This window comes from Naumannella cuiyingiana (genome assembly GCF_013408305.1).
In the GTDB taxonomy this organism is placed as follows: Bacteria; Actinomycetota; Actinomycetes; order Propionibacteriales; family Propionibacteriaceae; genus Naumannella; species Naumannella cuiyingiana.
The window spans coordinates 2,389,965-2,407,209 of record NZ_JACBZS010000001.1 but is presented as its reverse complement, the minus strand read 5'-3'; the positions used below and the strand labels follow the sequence as shown (position 1 = coordinate 2,407,209).

At 71.8% G+C, this 17,245-nt stretch carries 16 protein-coding genes and 1 tRNA gene; 9 read left to right on the top strand and 8 right to left on the bottom strand.

The window, feature by feature from the left end; all coding sequences use genetic code 11:
* Positions 1-21 precede the first annotated feature (21 nt).
* The 3 genes from GGQ54_RS11155 to GGQ54_RS11145 are packed head-to-tail and all read left to right on the top strand — an operon-like array spanning position 22 to position 4,436.
* Entirely contained in the window at positions 22-2,211 is a 2,190-nt protein-coding gene (locus tag GGQ54_RS11155) for a helicase-associated domain-containing protein (RefSeq protein ID WP_179445454.1), read from the top strand.
* Positions 2,208-3,845 carry a DNA repair helicase XPB gene (locus tag GGQ54_RS11150; protein ID WP_179445453.1) on the top strand — a complete coding sequence of 546 codons (1,638 nt, stop codon included), beginning with the start codon at positions 2,208-2,210 and terminating at the stop codon, positions 3,843-3,845. Before GGQ54_RS11155 ends, GGQ54_RS11150 begins: the two co-directional genes overlap by 4 nt.
* Positions 3,846-3,863: 18 nt before the next feature.
* A complete protein-coding gene (locus tag GGQ54_RS11145; RefSeq protein ID WP_179445452.1) occupies positions 3,864-4,436 on the top strand; it encodes a hypothetical protein in 573 nt (190 codons plus the stop codon).
* Here the strand turns inward: GGQ54_RS11145 and GGQ54_RS11140 are convergent, their stop codons facing one another.
* The gene (locus GGQ54_RS11140; RefSeq protein WP_343045939.1) at positions 4,437-4,976 is read right to left on the bottom strand and encodes an NUDIX hydrolase; all 540 of its coding nucleotides are present in this window, start codon (positions 4,974-4,976) and stop codon (positions 4,437-4,439) included.
* Positions 4,977-5,073: 97 nt separating this feature from the next.
* On the opposite strand from GGQ54_RS11140, the gene GGQ54_RS11135 reads away from it, so the two are divergent.
* Positions 5,074-7,131 carry a HelD family protein gene (locus GGQ54_RS11135; protein WP_179445451.1) on the top strand — a complete coding sequence of 686 codons (2,058 nt, stop codon included), beginning with the start codon at positions 5,074-5,076 and terminating at the stop codon, positions 7,129-7,131.
* Between the two features lie 157 nt (positions 7,132-7,288).
* Positions 7,289-8,323: a hypothetical protein gene (locus tag GGQ54_RS11130; RefSeq protein ID WP_179445450.1), complete on the top strand. Its 1,035-nt coding sequence runs from the start codon at positions 7,289-7,291 to the stop codon at positions 8,321-8,323.
* Between the two features lie 7 nt (positions 8,324-8,330).
* On the opposite strand, the gene GGQ54_RS11125 is transcribed toward GGQ54_RS11130, so the two are convergent.
* From GGQ54_RS11125 to groL, 3 genes are all read right to left on the bottom strand, one after another.
* Positions 8,331-9,053: a copper homeostasis protein CutC gene (locus tag GGQ54_RS11125; RefSeq protein WP_179445449.1), complete on the bottom strand. Its 723-nt coding sequence runs from the start codon at positions 9,051-9,053 to the stop codon at positions 8,331-8,333.
* Positions 9,054-9,057: 4 nt separating this feature from the next.
* Positions 9,058-10,164 (bottom strand): dipeptidase, encoded by a 1,107-nt coding sequence (locus GGQ54_RS11120; RefSeq protein WP_343045938.1) that lies wholly within the window; start codon positions 10,162-10,164, stop codon positions 9,058-9,060.
* A gap of 118 nt (positions 10,165-10,282) precedes the next feature.
* Entirely contained in the window at positions 10,283-11,914 is a 1,632-nt protein-coding gene (gene groL, locus GGQ54_RS11115; RefSeq protein ID WP_179445447.1) for a chaperonin GroEL, read from the bottom strand.
* Positions 11,915-12,361: 447 nt separating this feature from the next.
* On the opposite strand from groL, the gene GGQ54_RS11110 reads away from it, so the two are divergent.
* Positions 12,362-12,766, top strand: coding sequence for a hypothetical protein (locus GGQ54_RS11110; protein ID WP_179445446.1), 405 nt, complete (start codon positions 12,362-12,364; stop codon positions 12,764-12,766).
* Here GGQ54_RS11110 and GGQ54_RS11105 read toward each other — a convergent pair.
* Complete coding sequence (locus GGQ54_RS11105; protein WP_179445445.1) at positions 12,763-13,062, bottom strand: DUF3263 domain-containing protein; 300 nt, start codon at positions 13,060-13,062, stop codon at positions 12,763-12,765. The genes GGQ54_RS11110 and GGQ54_RS11105 overlap by 4 nt on opposite strands.
* Positions 13,063-13,132: 70 nt before the next feature.
* Here GGQ54_RS11105 and manA point away from each other — a divergent pair, with 70 nt between their 5' ends.
* Together manA and GGQ54_RS11095 are read left to right on the top strand one after the other, a co-directional pair.
* A complete protein-coding gene (gene manA / locus GGQ54_RS11100; protein WP_179445444.1) occupies positions 13,133-14,281 on the top strand; it encodes a mannose-6-phosphate isomerase, class I in 1,149 nt (382 codons plus the stop codon).
* A gap of 72 nt (positions 14,282-14,353) precedes the next feature.
* A tRNA-Thr gene (locus tag GGQ54_RS11095) sits at positions 14,354-14,426 on the top strand.
* A gap of 24 nt (positions 14,427-14,450) precedes the next feature.
* Here the strand turns inward: GGQ54_RS11095 and GGQ54_RS11090 are convergent.
* The gene (locus GGQ54_RS11090) at positions 14,451-15,554 is read right to left on the bottom strand and encodes an oxidoreductase (RefSeq protein ID WP_179445443.1); all 1,104 of its coding nucleotides are present in this window, start codon (positions 15,552-15,554) and stop codon (positions 14,451-14,453) included.
* Between the two features lie 41 nt (positions 15,555-15,595).
* Between GGQ54_RS11090 and GGQ54_RS11085 the strand changes: the two genes are divergently transcribed.
* Positions 15,596-15,967: a MerR family transcriptional regulator gene (locus GGQ54_RS11085; RefSeq protein WP_246292620.1), complete on the top strand. Its 372-nt coding sequence runs from the start codon at positions 15,596-15,598 to the stop codon at positions 15,965-15,967.
* On the opposite strand, the gene GGQ54_RS11080 is transcribed toward GGQ54_RS11085, so the two are convergent.
* Together GGQ54_RS11080 and GGQ54_RS11075 are read right to left on the bottom strand one after the other, a co-directional pair.
* On the bottom strand, positions 15,964-16,662 hold the full coding sequence (locus GGQ54_RS11080) for a DUF1345 domain-containing protein (protein WP_179445442.1): 699 nt from the start codon (positions 16,660-16,662) through the stop codon (positions 15,964-15,966). The genes GGQ54_RS11085 and GGQ54_RS11080 overlap by 4 nt on opposite strands.
* A gap of 9 nt (positions 16,663-16,671) precedes the next feature.
* Complete coding sequence (locus GGQ54_RS11075; RefSeq protein ID WP_179445441.1) at positions 16,672-17,223, bottom strand: TetR family transcriptional regulator; 552 nt, start codon at positions 17,221-17,223, stop codon at positions 16,672-16,674.
* Positions 17,224-17,245: the final 22 nt, after the last annotated feature.

The following is a 17,245-nucleotide window of genomic DNA, read 5'->3' as shown; positions in this document are numbered from 1 at the left end:
GCGGCGCGTAGGCTCGGGCCCATGCGCCCACCGCGAACCTTCGGCGAGGCCGTGCGTCGCCTCGACGAGGCCGGGCTCGCCCGGCTGCTCGCGCTGCGGCCCGATCTCGGCGTACCGGCGCCGGCCGATCTCGCCGAGCTGGCCACCCGCGCCGCCACCGCGACGTCGGTGCAGCGGGCCCTGGAGCGTCTCGACGTCGCCCAGCGACTGACCGCCGAGGCGCTCGCCGCCAGCGCCGACCCGGCCACGATCGCCGATCTCGCCGCGCTCACCGGCCGGGCGCCGGACTGGCTCGCCGCCCGCGCCGCCGAGCTCCGGGCGCGCGGCCTGCTCTGGGGCGCCGACGACGCCCTGCACCTGTTGCGCGAGGCGCGGCTCGCGTTCGGGCACTGGCCGGGCGGGCTGGCCGGGCCGTCCGAGCGACCCCTGCCCGACCCCGCCGCCGTGCTCGCCGACACCGATCCCGACGAGCGGGCCGTGCTGGAGCGCCTCGCCTGGGGCCCGCCGACCGGCGCGCTGCGCCAGGCCGACCGGCCGGTCACCCTCGCCTCGGCCCGGACGCCGGTCGAGCGGCTGCTCGCCCGCGGCCTGCTCCGCCCGCTGGACGCCGACACCGTGATCGTTCCCCGCGAGGTCGCGCTCGCCGTCCGGGGCGGCTTCGCCCGCCCGGAGGTACGCGACACCCCGCCCCCGGTCGAGGCCCCACCGGTCGAGCCCGCCCGGGCCCGCCGGGTCGACCGCGCCGCGCTCGGCGCCGCGTACGCCTGCGTGCAGGAGGTCGACGCGCTGATCGACGAGCTGGGCCGGATGCGCCCGGTGCTGCTCCGCGCGGGCGGGCTCGGCGCGTCCGACACGTCGGCGCTGGGCCGTCGGCTCGGGGTGGCGCCGGATGCGCTGGCGCGCGGGGTCGCGGTGGCCGAGCGGCTCGGGATGATCCGGGCCCACGGCGGCCGGGTCGAGGTGACCACCGCCTACGACGCGTGGCTCGCCCGGCCGGGCCGGGAGCGCTGGTTGGAGATCGTCGGCGCCTGGCGCGAGCAGGAGCGCTGGCCGCAGCGCGAGCCGCGGCCGTTGCAGCACGAGCCGCATCCGCTGCACGGCCGGGCGCCGGAGCTGCGGGCGCTGGCGCTGGCCGAGCTGGTCGGCGTACCGGTCGGCGCGGAGGTCGACCGGGCCGCGCTGACCGCCCGCATCGGCTGGCAGCGGCCGGCCTGGCAGGCCCTCGGCCTGGCTGATGTCGTCAACGAGTTCGCCGCCGATGCCGCCTGGCTCGGACTGATCGCACTGGGCGGCCGGGGCCGGCTGGCCGGGGCGGCGATCGACGGACGCGTCCCGAACGACCTGGAATTTCCCGAGCCGGTGGACACGCTGATCCTGCAGGCCGACCTGACCGCCGTCGCGGCCGGGCCCGTGCAGCACGAGGTGCTGGAGGTGATCCGGTTGCTCGCCGATGTGGAGAGCCGGGGTGCCGCGACCGTCTTCCGGTTCAGCCCCGCGAGCGTGCGCCGCGGGCTGGACCGCGGCTGGTCGGCCGAACAGATCACCGACTGGCTGGCCACCCACTCCGAGACCGAGGTGCCGCAGCCGCTGCGCTATCTGATCACCGACGCCGCGCGTCGGCACGGCACGATCCGGGTCGCGAACGCCGGGAGTTGGCTGCGCGTCGACGATCCCGCCCAGGCGGCGCTGGTCACCGCGCATCCGCGGGCGGCGGAGTTCGGGGTACGCCAGGTCGCGCCGGGCGTGATCATCGCCGCCGCCGAGGCCGACGAGCTGGTCGACTGGCTGCGCGATCTCGGGCTGTCGCCGGCCGCGGAAGGACCGGGGGGCACCGCGCTGCTGGCGCCCGCGCCGGTCCGCGCCCGCGCGGGCGCGGCCGCGCCCGCGCCCGCCGTGGACCCCGCTCTGTTGGCCGAGCGGCTCACCGAACAGGCCGAACGCGCCGCACACGCCGAGCGCGGCGCTGCCCGGCTGCGGGAGTCGCTGAGCGCGGCCGCCCGCGCAGGCACCGGCGTGGACCTCACCTGGGTCGACGCCGGCGGGGCGCTGAGCCGGCGGACCGGCGTACCGCTCGAACTCGCCGCGGGTCAGGTACGCGTCCGGCTGGACGAGCCGACCGACGCCGGAAGCCGGGAGATCTGGCTCGCGCTTGGCAGGATCCGTAACGTTGATGCGATCACTACCGCCCCGACCCGAGGGAGCTCACATTGACCGGACCGCTGGTCGTCCAGTCCGACCGGACGCTGCTGCTCGAGGTGGACCATCCGCTCTCCGACGAGTGCCGGATCGCCATCGCGCCGTTCGCAGAGCTGGAGCGCGCGCCCGAGCACATCCACACCTATCGGCTGACACCGCTGGGGCTGTGGAACGCGCGCGCCGCCGGGCACGACGCCGAGCAGGTCGTCGACACACTGCTGAACTACAGCCGCTATCCGGTGCCGAGCAGCCTGCTGGTCGACGTGGCCGACACCATGGACCGCTACGGCCGGCTGCGGATCGAGAAGCACCCCGCGCACGGGCTCGTGCTCACCTCGACCGATGTGCCGGTACTGACCGAGGTGCTGCGCTCGGCGAAGCTGAAGGGACTGGTCGGCGCCAGGATCGATGAGCACACCGTCCAGGTGCACGCCTCCGAGCGCGGGCATCTCAAGCAGGTGCTGCTGACGCTCGGCTGGCCGGCCGACGATGTCGCGGGCTACGTGGACGGCGAGGCGCACCCGATCGAGCTGCGCCCCGACGGCTGGGAGCTGCGGCCCTACCAGCGCCACGCCTCGGAGGCCATCTGGCACGGCGGCTCGGGCGTGGTCGTGCTGCCCTGCGGGGCGGGCAAGACGCTGGTCGGCGCGGCGGCGATGGCGCACGCCAAGGCGACCACGCTGATCCTCGTCACCAACACGGTCTCGGCGCGGCAATGGCGCGCGGAGCTGCTGCGGCGTACCTCGCTGACGCCCGACGAGATCGGCGAGTACTCCGGGTCGCGCAAGGAGATCCGACCGGTGACCATCGCGACCTATCAGGTGGTCACGACCAAGCGCGGCGGCATCCACCCGCACCTGGAGCTGTTCGACGCCCGGGACTGGGGCCTGATCGTCTACGACGAGGTGCATCTGCTGCCGGCGCCGGTGTTCCGGATGACCGCGAGCCTGCAGGCGCGCCGACGGCTCGGGCTGACCGCGACGCTGGTCCGGGAGGACGGCCGCGAGGGGGATGTCTTCTCCCTGATCGGGCCGAAGCGCTATGACGCGCCGTGGAAGGAGATCGAGGCGCAGGGCTGGATCGCGCCGGCCGACTGTGTCGAGGTCCGGGTGACGCTGCGCTCCGACGAACGGATGGCGTACGCGATGGCCGATCCGGAGGCGCGCTACCGGCTGGCGTCCACCGCGCAGACCAAGACCGAGACCGTTGTCGATCTTGTGCAGGCCCATGCCGGGGTGCCGCGGCTGGTGATCGGCCAGTACGTTGATCAACTCACCGAGCTGGCGCAGCGGCTGGATGCCCCGTTGATCACCGGCGAGACCACGACCCGGCAGCGCGAGAAGCTGTACGAGCAGTTCCGCACCGGCGAGATCGATCTGCTGGTGGTGTCGAAGGTCGCCAACTTCTCCGTCGACCTGCCGACCGCCCAGGTGGCGATCCAGGTCTCCGGCGCGTTCGGGTCCCGGCAGGAGGAGGCGCAGCGGCTCGGCCGGCTGCTCCGGCCCAAGGAGGGCGGCACGACCGCCCGGTTCTACGCGGTGGTGGCGCGCGACACGGTGGACGCGGAGTTCGCCCAGCACCGGCAGCGCTTCCTCGCCGAGCAGGGGTACGCCTATCACGTCACCGACGCCGAGGACCTGACGAGCTGAACCGGGTTAGGGTGCCCCATGGAACGGGTGCGGACCCGACCCGGCGCGGGACTGCTGCTCGGCGGCGCCGGAGCGCTTGCCGTCCTGCTGGCGATCGCCCTCGGCGCGGGGGCGTTGTTGCCCGGCCGTCCGGTGAGCCCGCCCGTCCCGGCGCCGACGGCGACCCCGGAGCCGCTGCCGCCCGCGCCCGATCGGGTCGGTGAGTGGGTCGCGTTCGTGGGCGATGCCGGGGAGTCCGGCGCGCTCCGGGTCAATTCCTTCCGGTGGACCCGCGACGGCGCGATCCCGCCCGGTCGCAGCTATCTGGTGGTGGACGTGTCATTGCGGGCCGCGGAACCGTGGCGACCGGGCGAGCCGGCCGGTCCGCCGGTGCGCTACAACGCCTTCCGGTTCGTGGTCGATGACGGCAGCGCCACCCCGAACACGGTTGCCTTCAGCTCCGATGCCGCGCCCCGGCTCACCCAGGGCACGCTGCGGGCGGGTGAGCAGGTACGCGGCTTCGTCGATTTCGACCTCGAGCAGCAGCCCGTGGTGCAACTGTGGCTGGTCACCGAAGCGTGGGTACCGATCGCCGCGGTCGAGCTCTCGTGATCAGTCCGCGATCGGGACGGTGGATTCCGAGCGCACGATTCCGAGATCCAGCGGCGGTTGACGCTGCCCGGTCTCGGCCCGGTTGATCAACTCCGTCAGCTCGCCGGGCCACACCCATTCCCCGGCGTCGGCCAGCTCGGCCCGCGGCCACCAGCGGTGGCCCTGCAGCGTGAGCTGTTCCTCGGGGGTGTGGCCAGCGATGTCGACCTCGAAGCGCGGCGTGCGTACCAGATAGAACGTCTCGGTCTGGTCGAGCACCTGGTCGCTGTAGCCGTGCTGGACGCGACGCCGCGCGAGCGGGCCGACCAGGGCGTCCTCGGCGACCCGCAGTCCGGTCTCCTCGAACAGCTCCCGCACCCCCGTCTGCCGGTCGGTCTCCCCCGGATCGACACCCCCGCCCGGGGTCACCCACCAATGCACGCCCGGGACACCCGGGTCGGTATCGGCGAACAACAACACATGATCATCATCGGTGAGGACTATCACCCGGACCGCGGTCCGGGTCTTCCATGGCCGATCGGGTACGCCGGTGCTGCTCACTCCCCGCAGCGTAGCGATCGGCGGTGGACGAGCGACGGGGCGTGCGGGTAACGTCGCTCGTCTGCCCATCCACCCACCGGCCACCGGAGGTCTCGTCATGCCCGCAGCCAGCACCGGCGATGCCGCGCACATCCTGGCGGCGGAGCAGAAGCACCTGACCGCATCGCGCGACGCCCTGAGCCGGATGCGCGAGCGCGCGGATGCGCTGTTCTCCGGGGCCGTGCTCGGCGGCGACGCCGTCTCGACGCAGTACCTGAAACAGAGCCTCTACCGGCGGATGCGATCACTGGAGGCCGATCCGGACACCCCGTTGTTCTTCGGCCGCCTGGACCGCGCGACCACCGCCGGTGCCGAGCACGACGAGTCGTTGTACATCGGACGCCGGCACATCGCCGCCGAGTCCGGCGGCGAGCCGCTGGTGATCGACTGGCGCGCCCCGCTGTCGCTGCCCTTCTACCGGGCCCGGCCGGGCGAGCCGATGGGTGTCCGGGTACGCCGCCGCTTCGGCTTCGCCGCCGGCAGCCTGACCGCATTCGAGGACGAGGACCTGCTCGGCGGAACGCCCGGCGATGATCATTCTGCGATTCTCGAGGCCGAGATCGAACGGCCACGAACCGGCCCGATGCGCGACATCGTGGCCACCATCCAGCCCGAGCAGGACGTCCTGGTCCGCACCGATCTCGCCGCCTCGCTGTGCATCCAGGGCGCGCCCGGCACCGGCAAGACCGCCGTCGGCCTGCACCGCGCTGCGTACTTGCTGTACGCCTTCCGCGAGCAGCTCGCCCGCTCCGGTGTGTTGGTGGTCGGCCCGAACGACAGCTTCTTGTCCTACATCGGCGACGTGCTGCCCGCCCTGGGTGAGATCGACGCCGGCCAGGCGACCGTGGACTCGCTGCTCGCCTCGGCCCACGACATCGCGATCACCGGTGTCGACGAGCCGGCCGCGGCGATGATCAAGACGGACCCGCGGATGGCCGAGGTGATCGAGACCGCCATCTGGTCGCGCCTCGGCGAGCCCGACGAGCCGCTCGTGGTGCCGCGCGGATCGCGACAGTTCCGCGTCGGGGCGTACCTGATCGCGGAGACCGTGGCCGAATTGCGCGGGCGCGGTACCCGCTACGAGGCGGCGCGGGAGATGCTGCCGCAGCGCCTCGCCCACCAGGTTTTGTTGCGGATGGAGGCCGGCGGCGATTCCCCCGACGATCGGGTGCAGGCCGCGGTGGCCCGGTCTCGTCCGGTGAAGGAGTACGCCAAGCGCCTGTGGCCGGCCCAGCAAGCCCGGCAGGTGATCTTCGACCTGCTGGCGGATCCGACCGCATTGGCCGCTGCGGCCGAGGGGATCCTGACCCCCGAGGAGCAGCGCCTGATCTTGTGGTCCCGCCCGCCCCGCAGCGTGCGCTCGGCCCGCTGGACCGCCGCCGACCTGGCCCTGGTCGACGAGGCCGCCGACCGGCTGCACCGCACGCCGAGCCTCGGCCATCTGATCCTCGACGAGGCCCAGGACCTGTCGCCGATGCAGCTTCGCGCGGTGGGCCGGCGGGCCAGCACCGGGTCGGTCACGGTGCTCGGCGATCTTGCCCAGGCGACCACGCCATGGGCCAGCCGCGACTGGGCGAGCGCCCTTGGTCATCTCGGTCAGCCCACCGCGGCGGTCACCGAACTGGTCGCCGGTTTTCGCGTACCGGCCGCGGTGATCGACTTCGCCGCACGTCTGCTGCCGACGATCGCTCCCGGGCTGCGACCGCCGCACGCGGTACGCCGGTCCGGTGGCCTGCTGCGGATCGAGCCGACCGACGACCCGGCCGGCCGGCTGGGCGGGCTGGTCGCGGAACTGGCCGAACTCCCCGGCACGATCGGCGTGATCGCCGCCGATGCCGACGCCGACGCGATCGGCGCCGCCCTGACCGCGGTCGGCATCGACCACCGCAGAGTCGGGGACGAGCGGGACTGGGAATCCCGGGTCGATCTGGTGCCGGCGGGACTGGCGAAGGGCCTCGAGTTCGACCAGGTGATCGTGATCGAACCGGCCGCGATCGTGGCCGGGGAGGCCGACCGGCCGACCGGCCTGCGCCGGCTCTACGTCACCCTCACCCGCGCCGTGTCCGCCCTGGTCGTCGTGCACAGGTTGCCATTGCCCGAGCAGTTGGTGGAGTGACGGTGAACGCGGGTGAACGGCCCTCGACCACACGTTGGCACCAATAGACATCAGACCATTGACCCATCGCGATCGGCGTCATTAGGCTCCGGAGCAAGTCAATGCTCGGGGTGTCAGGCCCCACTCGACTCCCGGGCTCCCCCTAAGAGAGGCCCACATGCGGAATCGACACATCACCGGCGCGGTAGGCGCATCGGCAGCACTGGCCGCCGCCGCCGCGACGTTCCTGATGGCACCCCCAGCCCACGCCGCCCTCGTCACCTACTGCTCCGGCACGGCCGAGAACGTCACCGTTCCGGGCGATCTGGTCGTACGTTCCGGCCAGTCCTGCACCCTGACCGATGTCAACGTCAAGGGCACCGTGCGCGTCGCGAAGGACGCGAATCTCGTCGCCCAGGGCGGCGAGTTCACCGGCCGCGTCACCGTCCAGGCCAGCGGCTACCTCGATCTGACCGGCGCCAGCCTGGGCGAGAACGTCGTCTCGGCCGCCGGCTACGGCGTCTACCTGGACAGCACCAAGGTGGCCGGCAACTACACCGGCCGGACCGTCGACGGCGCGGCCGACCCCGGCTTCTTCTTCCTGGTGGGCTCACAGCAGTCGGGCAATGTCACCGTGTCGACCGGCGAGACCCTGATCGAGAACTCCACGGTCGGCGGCAACGTCGCGAGCACCGACGGCGCCTACACCGATGTCTACAACTCGGTGCTGAGCAAGAACCTGACCGTGACCGGCAACACCGACGGCGGTGTGGTCTGCGCCTCGGAGGTCTACGGCGATGCCCGCTACGACGGCAACGGCAAGGGCCTGCAGATCGGCGGCTCGGGTGACCTCGCCACCTGCGACGGGGCCAACTTCTTCGGCAAGAACCTGACCGTGTCCAATACTGACGGTCAGGCCGTGGTGAGCGACAACATCATCGCGGGCAAGCTGTCCGGGACCGGCAACGACCCGGCACCGGTCGGCGAGGGCAACCGCGCCCGCGGCGGCGTCGAGGGTCAGTTCGTCGACCTGGCGGCGCCCGATGCGTCGCGCGCCCCGAGCACGTCGCGGATGCTTCGCTCGGAGACCAGCGATTCCGTGGCCCAGACCGCGCCCGCGCAGACCGAGCGGTTGACCGAGGCCAAGTCGTCGGCCAAGGACCGCCGGGCCGAGGCGACCGCCGAGGCGAAGGCGGCCGGCAAGGCCTTCTGAGCAGTTCTCAACCGGACCGACCCTGGTCGGCGGCGCGGGTAACCGAGTCGTCGACCAGGGTTTTCCATGTCCTCACCAGATCGGCATCCACATAGGCCCGGTAGCTGCGGCCCGGCCGCGCCGGCGCGCCGATGTGGAACGCCCGCACCCCGGCCCGGGCCAGCCACGGCACGTGCTCCGGCGCCAGGCCGCCACCGGCCATGATCAACTTTGCGATCCGCGGGTCCGATCCGGCGAGCGCGATCAACTCGTCCAAGCCGTGCGCCACGCCGCGCGAGGACCCGGCGGTCAGCACCTGGTCCAGGTTCGGCAGGCCGAGCAGGGTACGCCAGGCACGCCGCGGGTCGAGGGCCTGGTCGATCGCCCGGTGGAAGGTCCACGGCCAGTCGCTGTCGGCGGTGATGGCCTCGACGACCGACGCATCGACCTCGCTGTGGCCGTTCAGGAAGCCGAGCACGAGCCCGTCGGCGCCCGCGTCCACGTAGCTGGCGGCGAGCCCGCGCAGGCGTACCGCCTCCGCGCCGTCGGTTCCGAAGCCCGGCCGCAGCCGCAACATCACCCGCAGTTGCACCCCGACCGCGTCGCGCACCTCCTCGACCAGCGACGGCTCCGGCGACATGCCGCCGTCGTCCAGGCTGCCGAGCAACTCGACCCGGTCCGCGCCGCCCTCCTCTGCCCGCCGCGCGTCGGCCGCGTGCAGGCAGATCACCTCGAGCAGCGCACCAGACATCGGATCAGCGTCCGGCCAGTTCGGTGGCGGCGCGGTAGACCCGGCGCAGGTTCCCGTGGGCGAGCTTGTTCAGGTCGGCCGCGGACCAACCCCGCTCGGCGAGCGCGGACAACAGGCGCGGGTAGCCGGACACGTCCTCGAGCCCACGCGGCAGCCGGTCCACCCCGTCGTAGTCGCCGCCCAGGCCGATGTGGTCGATCCCGGCCACCTCGCGAGCGTGTTCCAGGTGGGCGATCACATCGTCCAGCCCGGCCTCGGGCTGCGGCTCGGTCCAGGTCGCGCGGAAGGCATCCAGCGCCGCCAGGTCCCGCGGGTCGACCCCGGCGGCGCGGGCGGCCTCGTTGCAGCGCAGCGACCAGGCACGGACCGCCGGCGAGATGAAGTAGGGCACGAAAGTGATCATGCACAGGCCGCCGTTGTCCGGCAGCCGGGCAAGGATCTCGTCGGGCACATTGCGCGGATGATCACAGACCGCGCGGGCCGAGGAATGGGAGAAGATCACCGGGGCGGTCGTGGCGTCGAGGGCGTCGCGCATGGTGTCGGGCGAGACGTGGGAGAGGTCGACCAACATGCCGAGGCGATTCATCTCCGCGACCACCTCGCGGCCGAAGTCGGTCAGTCCGCCGTGTGCGGGCTCGTCCGTGGCCGAATCCGCCCAGGCGGTGTTCTGGTTGTGGGTGAGGGTCAGGTAGCGCACACCGAGCCGGAACAGGTCGCGCAGCACGCCGAGCGAATTGGCGATGCTGTGGCCGCCCTCCGCGCCCATCAGCGATGCGATCGCACCGCCGGGGCGCCAAGCGTCGATCGCGGCGTCGAGCTCGTCGGGGGTACGCACCAGCACAAGATCATCGGGATAGCGCGCCGCGAGGGCGTACACCGCGTCGATCTGTTCCAGCGTCTGGACCACCGCCTCGGGCTCGGGCAGCGTGCCCGACACGAAGACCGACCAGAACTGTGCGGCCAGGCCGCCGGCCCGGGCGCGCGGGAGATCGGTGTGCAGGTGCGGTTGCGGCCGCGAGATGTCGATCTTGTCGAGATCGTAGGAAACCTCGCGCAATTGCCACGGGAGATCGTTGTGGCCGTCGATGACCGGGTACGTCGGATCGCTCACCTGCTCATTGTGCCGCCAGGCTGGCGGCACGGCGGCACGGCCCACCGGCGGGGGTCGAGAACGCCCGAGGGCGGCCCCTGTCGGGACCGCCCTCGGTGGGATGTTCGGTGAACGGGACTCAGAAGTCCATGCCGCCCATGCCACCCATGCCGCCGTCACCGCCGGGGGCCGCGGGGGCCTTCTCCGGCTTGTCGGCGATGACGGCCTCGGTGGTCAGGAACAGCCCGGCGATCGACGCCGCGTTCTGCAGCGCGGAGCGGGTCACCTTGGCCGGATCGATGATGCCGGCCTTGACCATGTCGACATAGGTGTCGTCGGCCGCGTTCAGGCCCTCGCCGACCGGCAGGTTGGCGACCTTGTCGGCAACCACGCCGCCCTCGAGGCCCGCATTGGCCGCGATCTGCTTGAGCGGGGCGGATGCCGCGCTCTTCACGATCGCCGCGCCGATCGCCTCGTCGCCGGTCAGGTCGGCGACGTCGACGGTCTTGGCCGCCTGCAGCAGCGCGACGCCGCCACCGGGGAGGATGCCCTCCTCGACGGCCGCCTTCGCGTTCCGGACGGCATCCTCGATGCGGTGCTTGCGCTCCTTCAGCTCGACCTCGGTGGCCGCGCCGACCTTGATCACCGCGACGCCGCCGGACAGCTTGGCCAGCCGCTCCTGCAGCTTCTCGCGGTCGTAGTCGGAGTCGCTGTTCTCGATCTCGGCGCGGATCTGGTTGACCCGGCCCTTGATCTGCTCGGCATCGCCGGCGCCGTCGATGATGGTGGTCTCGTCCTTGGTCACCACGACCTGGCGGGCGCGGCCGAGCATCTCGGTGGTCACGCCGTCCAGCTTGAGGCCGACCTCCTCGGAGATCACCTGGCCGCCGGTCAGGATGGCGATGTCGCCGAGCATGGCCTTGCGCCGGTCGCCGAAGCCCGGGGCCTTGACCGCGACGGACTTGAAGGTGCCGCGGATCTTGTTGACGATCAGGCCGGCCAGGGCCTCACCGTCGACGTCCTCGGCGATCACCAGCAGCGGCTTGGAGGTCTGCATGACGCCCTCGAGCACCGGCAGCAGGTCCTTCAGCGAGCTGACCTTGGAGTTGACGATCAGGATGTAGGGGTCGTCGAGGACGGCCTCCATGCGCTCGGGGTCGGTGACGAAGTAGGGCGAGATGTAGCCCTTGTCGAAGCGCATGCCCTCGGTGAACTCGAGCTCGAGCCCGAAGGTGTTCGACTCGTCGACCGTGATCACGCCCTCCTTGCCGACCTTGTCGATCGCCTCGGCGATCACCTCGCCGACGTGCGGGTCGCCCGCGGAGATCGAGGCGGTGGCCGCGATCTGTTCCTTGGAGTCGACCTCGATCGAATTGTCGGCCAGTTGGTCGGCGATCTTGGCGACGGCCTTGTCGATGCCGCGCTTCAGGCCGATCGGGTTGGCGCCCGCGGTGACGTTGCGCAGGCCCTCGCGCACCATGGCCTGGGCCAGCACGGTGGCGGTGGTTGTGCCGTCGCCCGCGACATCGTCGGTCTTCTTGGCGACTTCCTTGACCAGCTCGGCGCCGATCTTCTCGTAGGGGTCCTCCAGCTCGATCTCCTTGGCGATCGAGACGCCGTCGTTGGTGATGGTGGGGGCGCCCCACTTCTTCTCCAGCACGACATTGCGGCCCTTCGGGCCGAGGGTGACCTTCACCGCGTCGGCGAGGACATTCATGCCCCGCTCCAGGCCGCGGCGGGCCTCCGCGTCGAACTCAATGAGCTTTGCCATGTGTCTTCCGATTCCTCCCGGCCGAAGCCGTACGAATGGGTGTGTCAGGTTGACTGTGACAAGGCTGGTGCCCGCGACGGACGGGTCGGCGTACGCCTTCCCTCACCGGCTTGCCGGATGGCACTCTCGGTAGAGGAGTGCCAATGTCATGTTTAGCACTCGGCACCCGAGAGTGCAAACGACCTCGGGGCGGCCTCACCCACCCCGGCCCACCCCCGCGACTCCCGATCCGCGAACCCAACCGGCACCCGCGAACCCAACCGGCAGCCGCGAGTGATACTCAGCCCGCACCTGCCGATTCAGCCCGCGGATGGAGCCAGACCCGCCCAAACGCGAACCCAACCGTCAGCCGCGAGCGTTACTCAGCCCGCACCTGCCGATTCAGCCCGCGGATGGAGTCAGACCCGCCCAGGACTGCCCATCCGGCTCTCCTGCCAGACTTCCGGCATGCACCTGTGGCAACTCCGCGAGCTGGGCAACCGGCTGAACGGCTCCACGCTGCTCGGGCTGGCGATCGCCCGGCTGGGCGGCGCGAACATGAAACGTGGGCCCCGCGGCATGTTCGTGGCGGAGGGCTACCGGCTGCCGTTCCCGCTGGCGGGAGCGTTCACGGTCGGCGATGTCGTGATCACGCCCACCGATGCCCCGACCCTCACCGGCCGGCACCGCGAGATGCTGGCGCACGAGGAGGCGCATGCGTGGCAGTGGTTCGCGCTGCTCGGCCTGCCGTTCCTCCCGGCGTACCTGCTGGCGATGGGCTGGTCAATGCTGCGCACCGGCGATCGGGCGAGCGCCAATCTGTTCGAGACGCTCGCGGGCCTGGAACGCGGCGGTTACCGCACCCGGGACTAGCTGTCCTGCGGATCGAAACCGAGCTGGCGCGCCGAGCGCGCCCGGCGACGGGACTCACGCAGCCGGCGCAGCCGCTTCACCAGCAGCGGGTCATAGGCCAGCGCCACCGGGCTGTCGATCAGGGCATTCAGCACCTGGTAGTAGCGCGTCGTCGACAACCCGAAACGGGCACGGATGCCCTCCTCCTTCGACCCCGCGAAACTCCACCACTCGCGCTCGAAATCGAGGAGATCGCGATCGCGCTCGGACAGCGTCGGCGCCGCGACGGGGGAGGTCTGCTGGACGGGGTCGGCCATGCGGCAATGCTAGGTGCAAATCACACCGCTGTCATTACTCGCGTGTCGTGGCGTCTGTTTGACTGCGGCCATGCATCTGCTGACCGGCCGGATCCAGCACTACGCGTGGGGCACGACCGATGCGATCCCGCGCCTGCTCGGCGTACCCGAGACCGGCGAGCCGCACGCCGAGTACTGGCTGGGCGCCCACACCTCGGCCCCCGCGACGCTGCCCGGCGGCGCCGGCCTGGATGCCGCGCTCGCCGAGCACCCGGAATGGCTGGGCGAGGACTCCCGGCGGGCATTCGGCGACCGGCTGCCCTACCTGCTCAAGGTGCTGTCGGCCGACCGGGCGCTGTCCCTGCAGGCGCACCCGACGCGCGAACAGGCACAGCAGGGGTACGCCGCGGAGCGCGCGGCGGGCGTCGATCCCGGCGCGCCGACGCGCAACTACGCCGACAACTGGCCGAAGCCGGAGGCGCTGATCGCGCGGACACCGTTCTCGGCGCTGTGCGGTTTCCGCACCGTCGATGACGCCCGGGACGCGCTGAACACGCTGAATGCCCCGCGCCCGCTGGTCGCCGAGCTGGACGGACCGGACCCGCTGCGCGCGGCGTTCTTCGCCGCACTCGGCCTGGCCGATTTCCAGGTACGCAAGGTGGTCGACACGGCCTGGGCCTATGCCGAGGCGGGCGGCCGACCGGGGGCGCTCGCGCGTACCGTCCTCGAACTCGACCGCGCGTTCGGCCTCGACCCCGGGATCGTGGCGTCGCTGCTGCTGAACCGGATCGAGCTCGAGCCCGACCAGGCGATCTTCCTGGGCGCCGGAAATCTGCATGCCTATCTGTCCGGCACCGGCATCGAGATCATGGCCAATTCGGACAATGTGTTGCGCGGCGGGCTGACCCGCAAGCACATCGACACTGCCGAGCTGGGCAGGATCGTCGACTTCACGCCGGGCGCGCCGACGATCATCACCGGCGTGGAGGAGGCGCCGGGACTGCTGCGCTACCCCACCCCGGCGCCCGAGTTCGCGATCTGGCGACTGGCCTCGCCCGCCGGCCTGGAGCTTCCGGCGGCCGGCGCAGCCAGGATCGTGCTGGTCGGCGACGGCGAGCTCACCCTGACCGGGGCGTCGGAGTTGATCATCGACGCCGGCGCTGCGGCCTTCCTCCCCGCCGGCGAGGCGGTCACCGCGACCGGGACCGGGACCGCCTACCTGGCCGCGCCCGGCGGCTGAGCCGTCCTCCACGCGCGGGTCCGCCGTGGTCCCCCGGGAGCAGCGCACCGGCTAGACTGGCCCGCGCCCTTTGCCCCCATAGCTCAGAGGCCAGAGCAGCGCTCTTGTAAAGCGAAGGTCATCGGTTCGACTCCGATTGGGGGCTCGTCCCGGTCGACCCGCTCTCCCCTCAGGCGAAGACCTCCTCCTGTTCCTTGCTGTAGTCGATCAGCGCGCCCAATTCGCCCCGGCGGACATGGTTGACCCAGCAGGGGTTCGCCAGCAGGGGCCGACCCAGCGCGAGCGCGTCGAACTCGCCCGCCTCGCGCAGCCGCGCCACCGCCGCCAGCGAGCGTTCCGGATCGGCGAGGCTGGCGGCGCTGAGCCCGAACGAGCCGACGGCGATCGCCGGCAGCCCCGTCAGCTCGCGGCCCCAGCCGGCCAGCGTGCGGGGCGATCCGTCGAACGCCGGTCGCCAGAATCGGCGCGCCGAGGCGTGCAGCAGCGTGACTCCCGCCTCGACCGCGGGCGTCAGGAGCGCGGCCAGTTCGTCCGGATGGTCGGCGATCACCGCATCGAAGTCACGCTCCTTGAACTGCGAGAAGCGCAGCCCGACCGGGAATCCCGCGCCGACCTCGGCCCGGACGGCGGCGACGATCTCGGCGACCAGCCGCGCGCGATTGCGCGGCGTACCCCCATAACGATCGGTACGCCGGTTGGTGGCCCGCCACAAGAACTCGTCCAGCAGATAGCCGTGCGCGGCGTGTACCTCGACCCCGTCGAAGCCGGCCCGCCGGGCCGCGCCGGCCGCCGCCGCGTACCGGCTGATCAACTCGTCAAGATCGGCGATCGTCGCTGCCCGCCCGGCCGGCGAGCCGTCCTCGCGTACGCCCGAGGGCGTCCAGGCCACGCCGCCGTCGAAGCCCTCCCGCTCACTGCCCTGGTGCCACAGTTGCGCGATGATCTTCGATCCGGCGGCATGCACCTGGTCGGCCACAATCCGCCAGCCGGCCTCGGCGGCCGGGCGCTCCAACCGCGGCGCCGCGTCCTCGGCGCCCGCGCTCGGATGATCAACCAGGATGCCCTCGGTGATGATCAAGCCGACCCCACCCGCGGCGCGGCGCCGGTAGTAGGCCGCCACGTCCGGCCCGGGCACTCCGCCCGGGGAGCGGAAGCGGGTCATCGGTGCCATCGCGAAGGCGTTGCCGAGCGCGATTCCGGCGAGCTCGGTCGGTGCGAACAGGGCATCGACACCGGCGTCGGCGTGGGTGGGGGTTGGTTCGGTGAGCGTCATGCTGGCACGATAGAACCTGACATCAATGTCAGGGGCAAGCGATGACGACGACGAATTCGGTATCCGGGCTGCGGATCGGCGATCTGGCGGCGGCGACCGGCGCCAGCGCCCGGTCGCTGCGCTATTACGAGCAACAGGAGTTGATCACCAGCGAGCGCAGCCTCGGTGGCCAGCGCCACTACGACGACGCAACGGTCGAGCGGGTACGCCTGATCCGCCAGTTGCTCGCGGCCGGCCTCGGCACCGAGACCATCCGCGAGGTGCTGCCCTGTGTGCACGATCCAGCCGCGCGTACCCCCTGGCTGGCCGAGCGCCTCGCCGCCGAACTCGACAGGATCGACGATCGGATCGACTGCCTGCAGCGCACCCGCACGACGCTGGCCGCCGTGATCAAGGACTACCGTGCCGGCTAGGCGATACCGAGCAGCAGCGAGATGATCATGGCCACGATCACGGTGTTGAAGGCGAAGGCGAGCACGCCGTGGGTCATCGCGGCGCGTCGCATCCGGCGAGTGCGGATCTCGGCATCGGTGGTGCCGAAGGTGGTCTGGATCGCCATCGCCAGATAGAGATAGTCGTCGAAGCCGCGCTCCTCGGTGCCCGGGAAGGAGATTCCCGGCTCGCGCCGGTCCTCGCGCGCGTAGTGCAGGGCGTACGCCATCGCGACATTCACCCATGACGCAGCAATCATCACCAACGCTGCGCCGAGCAGGGCTGGCAGCGATCGCGCCCCGGGCAGGAACAGCAGCAGACACACCACGGCCAGTGCGAGCACCGACGCCTCCACCGACCACGAGGGCATCCGCCGACCCGTTCCGGCACCTCGTCGATCGGTGGCCGGGTCCGCGGCGAGCGCCTCGGCCAGCGCCGGGCCGCTGAGGCGACCGTGGGCCCGCCAGGTCAGAGCCGCGTTGATGGCAGCCAGGAAGGTCCAGGCGACGACGCAGCCGATGCCGACGGCATAGGGAAGGACCCGCCGGTCCAGCGAGATCCACACGGTGGTGATGATCGCGGTGCACACCGTCGCCGCGACCGTGCTGACCAGCGAGCGTCGCGTCTCCGACAGCAGCCACGACGGCCGCCGGATCGGCTCGCCGCTCGTGGTCATGGGCCGATCCTAGGGCGAGCGGGGTCGCCGGGGAGCCGCTTCGCCGCCGAGCAGTCGCCTGGCCGCACGGCCCGCGCGGGACGCGGCACCGACATCGCCGGTGATCCCGGCGGTCACGATCGCGCCCTCAGCCAACAGCCAGATCTCCTCGGCGATCTCGGGCCCCGCATCGGCGAACCAACCGAGCACCTGGTCGCGGAAGGCCACCTTGTGTGCCCGCACCTGCGCCAGCACCTCCGGATGATCACCGCCCAGCTCGCCGTGCACGTTCACCCACAGACAGCCGCGGAAGTCTGGCTCGGCGAACCACGCGCCGAGCCAGCCGAACAGCGCTTCCACCTTGTCCGGTGCGTCGTCGACCGCTCCTGCCAGCTCCTCCCGCCACCGCTCGTCGCGACGCGCGAGCGTGGCCGCGACCAGGCGCTGCTTGTTCGGATAGAGCCCGTAGATCCGCTTCAGCGACAATCCGGACGCCGCGCGTACCCGGTCCATGCCGACCGCCTGTACGCCGTGGGCGTTGATCAACTTCTCCACGGCATCGAGCAGCGGATCTGCGGTCACGGCGTACCCCCTTGACGTGAGA

What these genes read in the sequence shown, in the direction of transcription:
- GGQ54_RS11125 (WP_179445449.1), bottom strand. Translation starts at nt 9,053, where the DNA reads ATGTCTGGTGCGCTGCTCGAGGTGATCTGCCTGCACGCGGCCGACGCG.
- GGQ54_RS11135 (WP_179445451.1), top strand. Translation starts at nt 5,074, where the DNA reads ATGCCCGCAGCCAGCACCGGCGATGCCGCGCACATCCTGGCGGCGGAG.
- GGQ54_RS11110 (WP_179445446.1), top strand. Translation starts at nt 12,362, where the DNA reads ATGCACCTGTGGCAACTCCGCGAGCTGGGCAACCGGCTGAACGGCTCC.
- GGQ54_RS11085 (WP_246292620.1), top strand. Translation starts at nt 15,596, where the DNA reads ATGACGACGACGAATTCGGTATCCGGGCTGCGGATCGGCGATCTGGCG.
- GGQ54_RS11130 (WP_179445450.1), top strand. Translation starts at nt 7,289, where the DNA reads ATGCGGAATCGACACATCACCGGCGCGGTAGGCGCATCGGCAGCACTG.
- GGQ54_RS11090 (WP_179445443.1), bottom strand. Translation starts at nt 15,554, where the DNA reads ATGACGCTCACCGAACCAACCCCCACCCACGCCGACGCCGGTGTCGAT.
- groL (WP_179445447.1), bottom strand. Translation starts at nt 11,914, where the DNA reads ATGGCAAAGCTCATTGAGTTCGACGCGGAGGCCCGCCGCGGCCTGGAG.
- manA (WP_179445444.1), top strand. Translation starts at nt 13,133, where the DNA reads ATGCATCTGCTGACCGGCCGGATCCAGCACTACGCGTGGGGCACGACC.
- GGQ54_RS11105 (WP_179445445.1), bottom strand. Translation starts at nt 13,062, where the DNA reads ATGGCCGACCCCGTCCAGCAGACCTCCCCCGTCGCGGCGCCGACGCTG.
- GGQ54_RS11080 (WP_179445442.1), bottom strand. Translation starts at nt 16,662, where the DNA reads ATGACCACGAGCGGCGAGCCGATCCGGCGGCCGTCGTGGCTGCTGTCG.
- GGQ54_RS11145 (WP_179445452.1), top strand. Translation starts at nt 3,864, where the DNA reads ATGGAACGGGTGCGGACCCGACCCGGCGCGGGACTGCTGCTCGGCGGC.
- GGQ54_RS11155 (WP_179445454.1), top strand. Translation starts at nt 22, where the DNA reads ATGCGCCCACCGCGAACCTTCGGCGAGGCCGTGCGTCGCCTCGACGAG.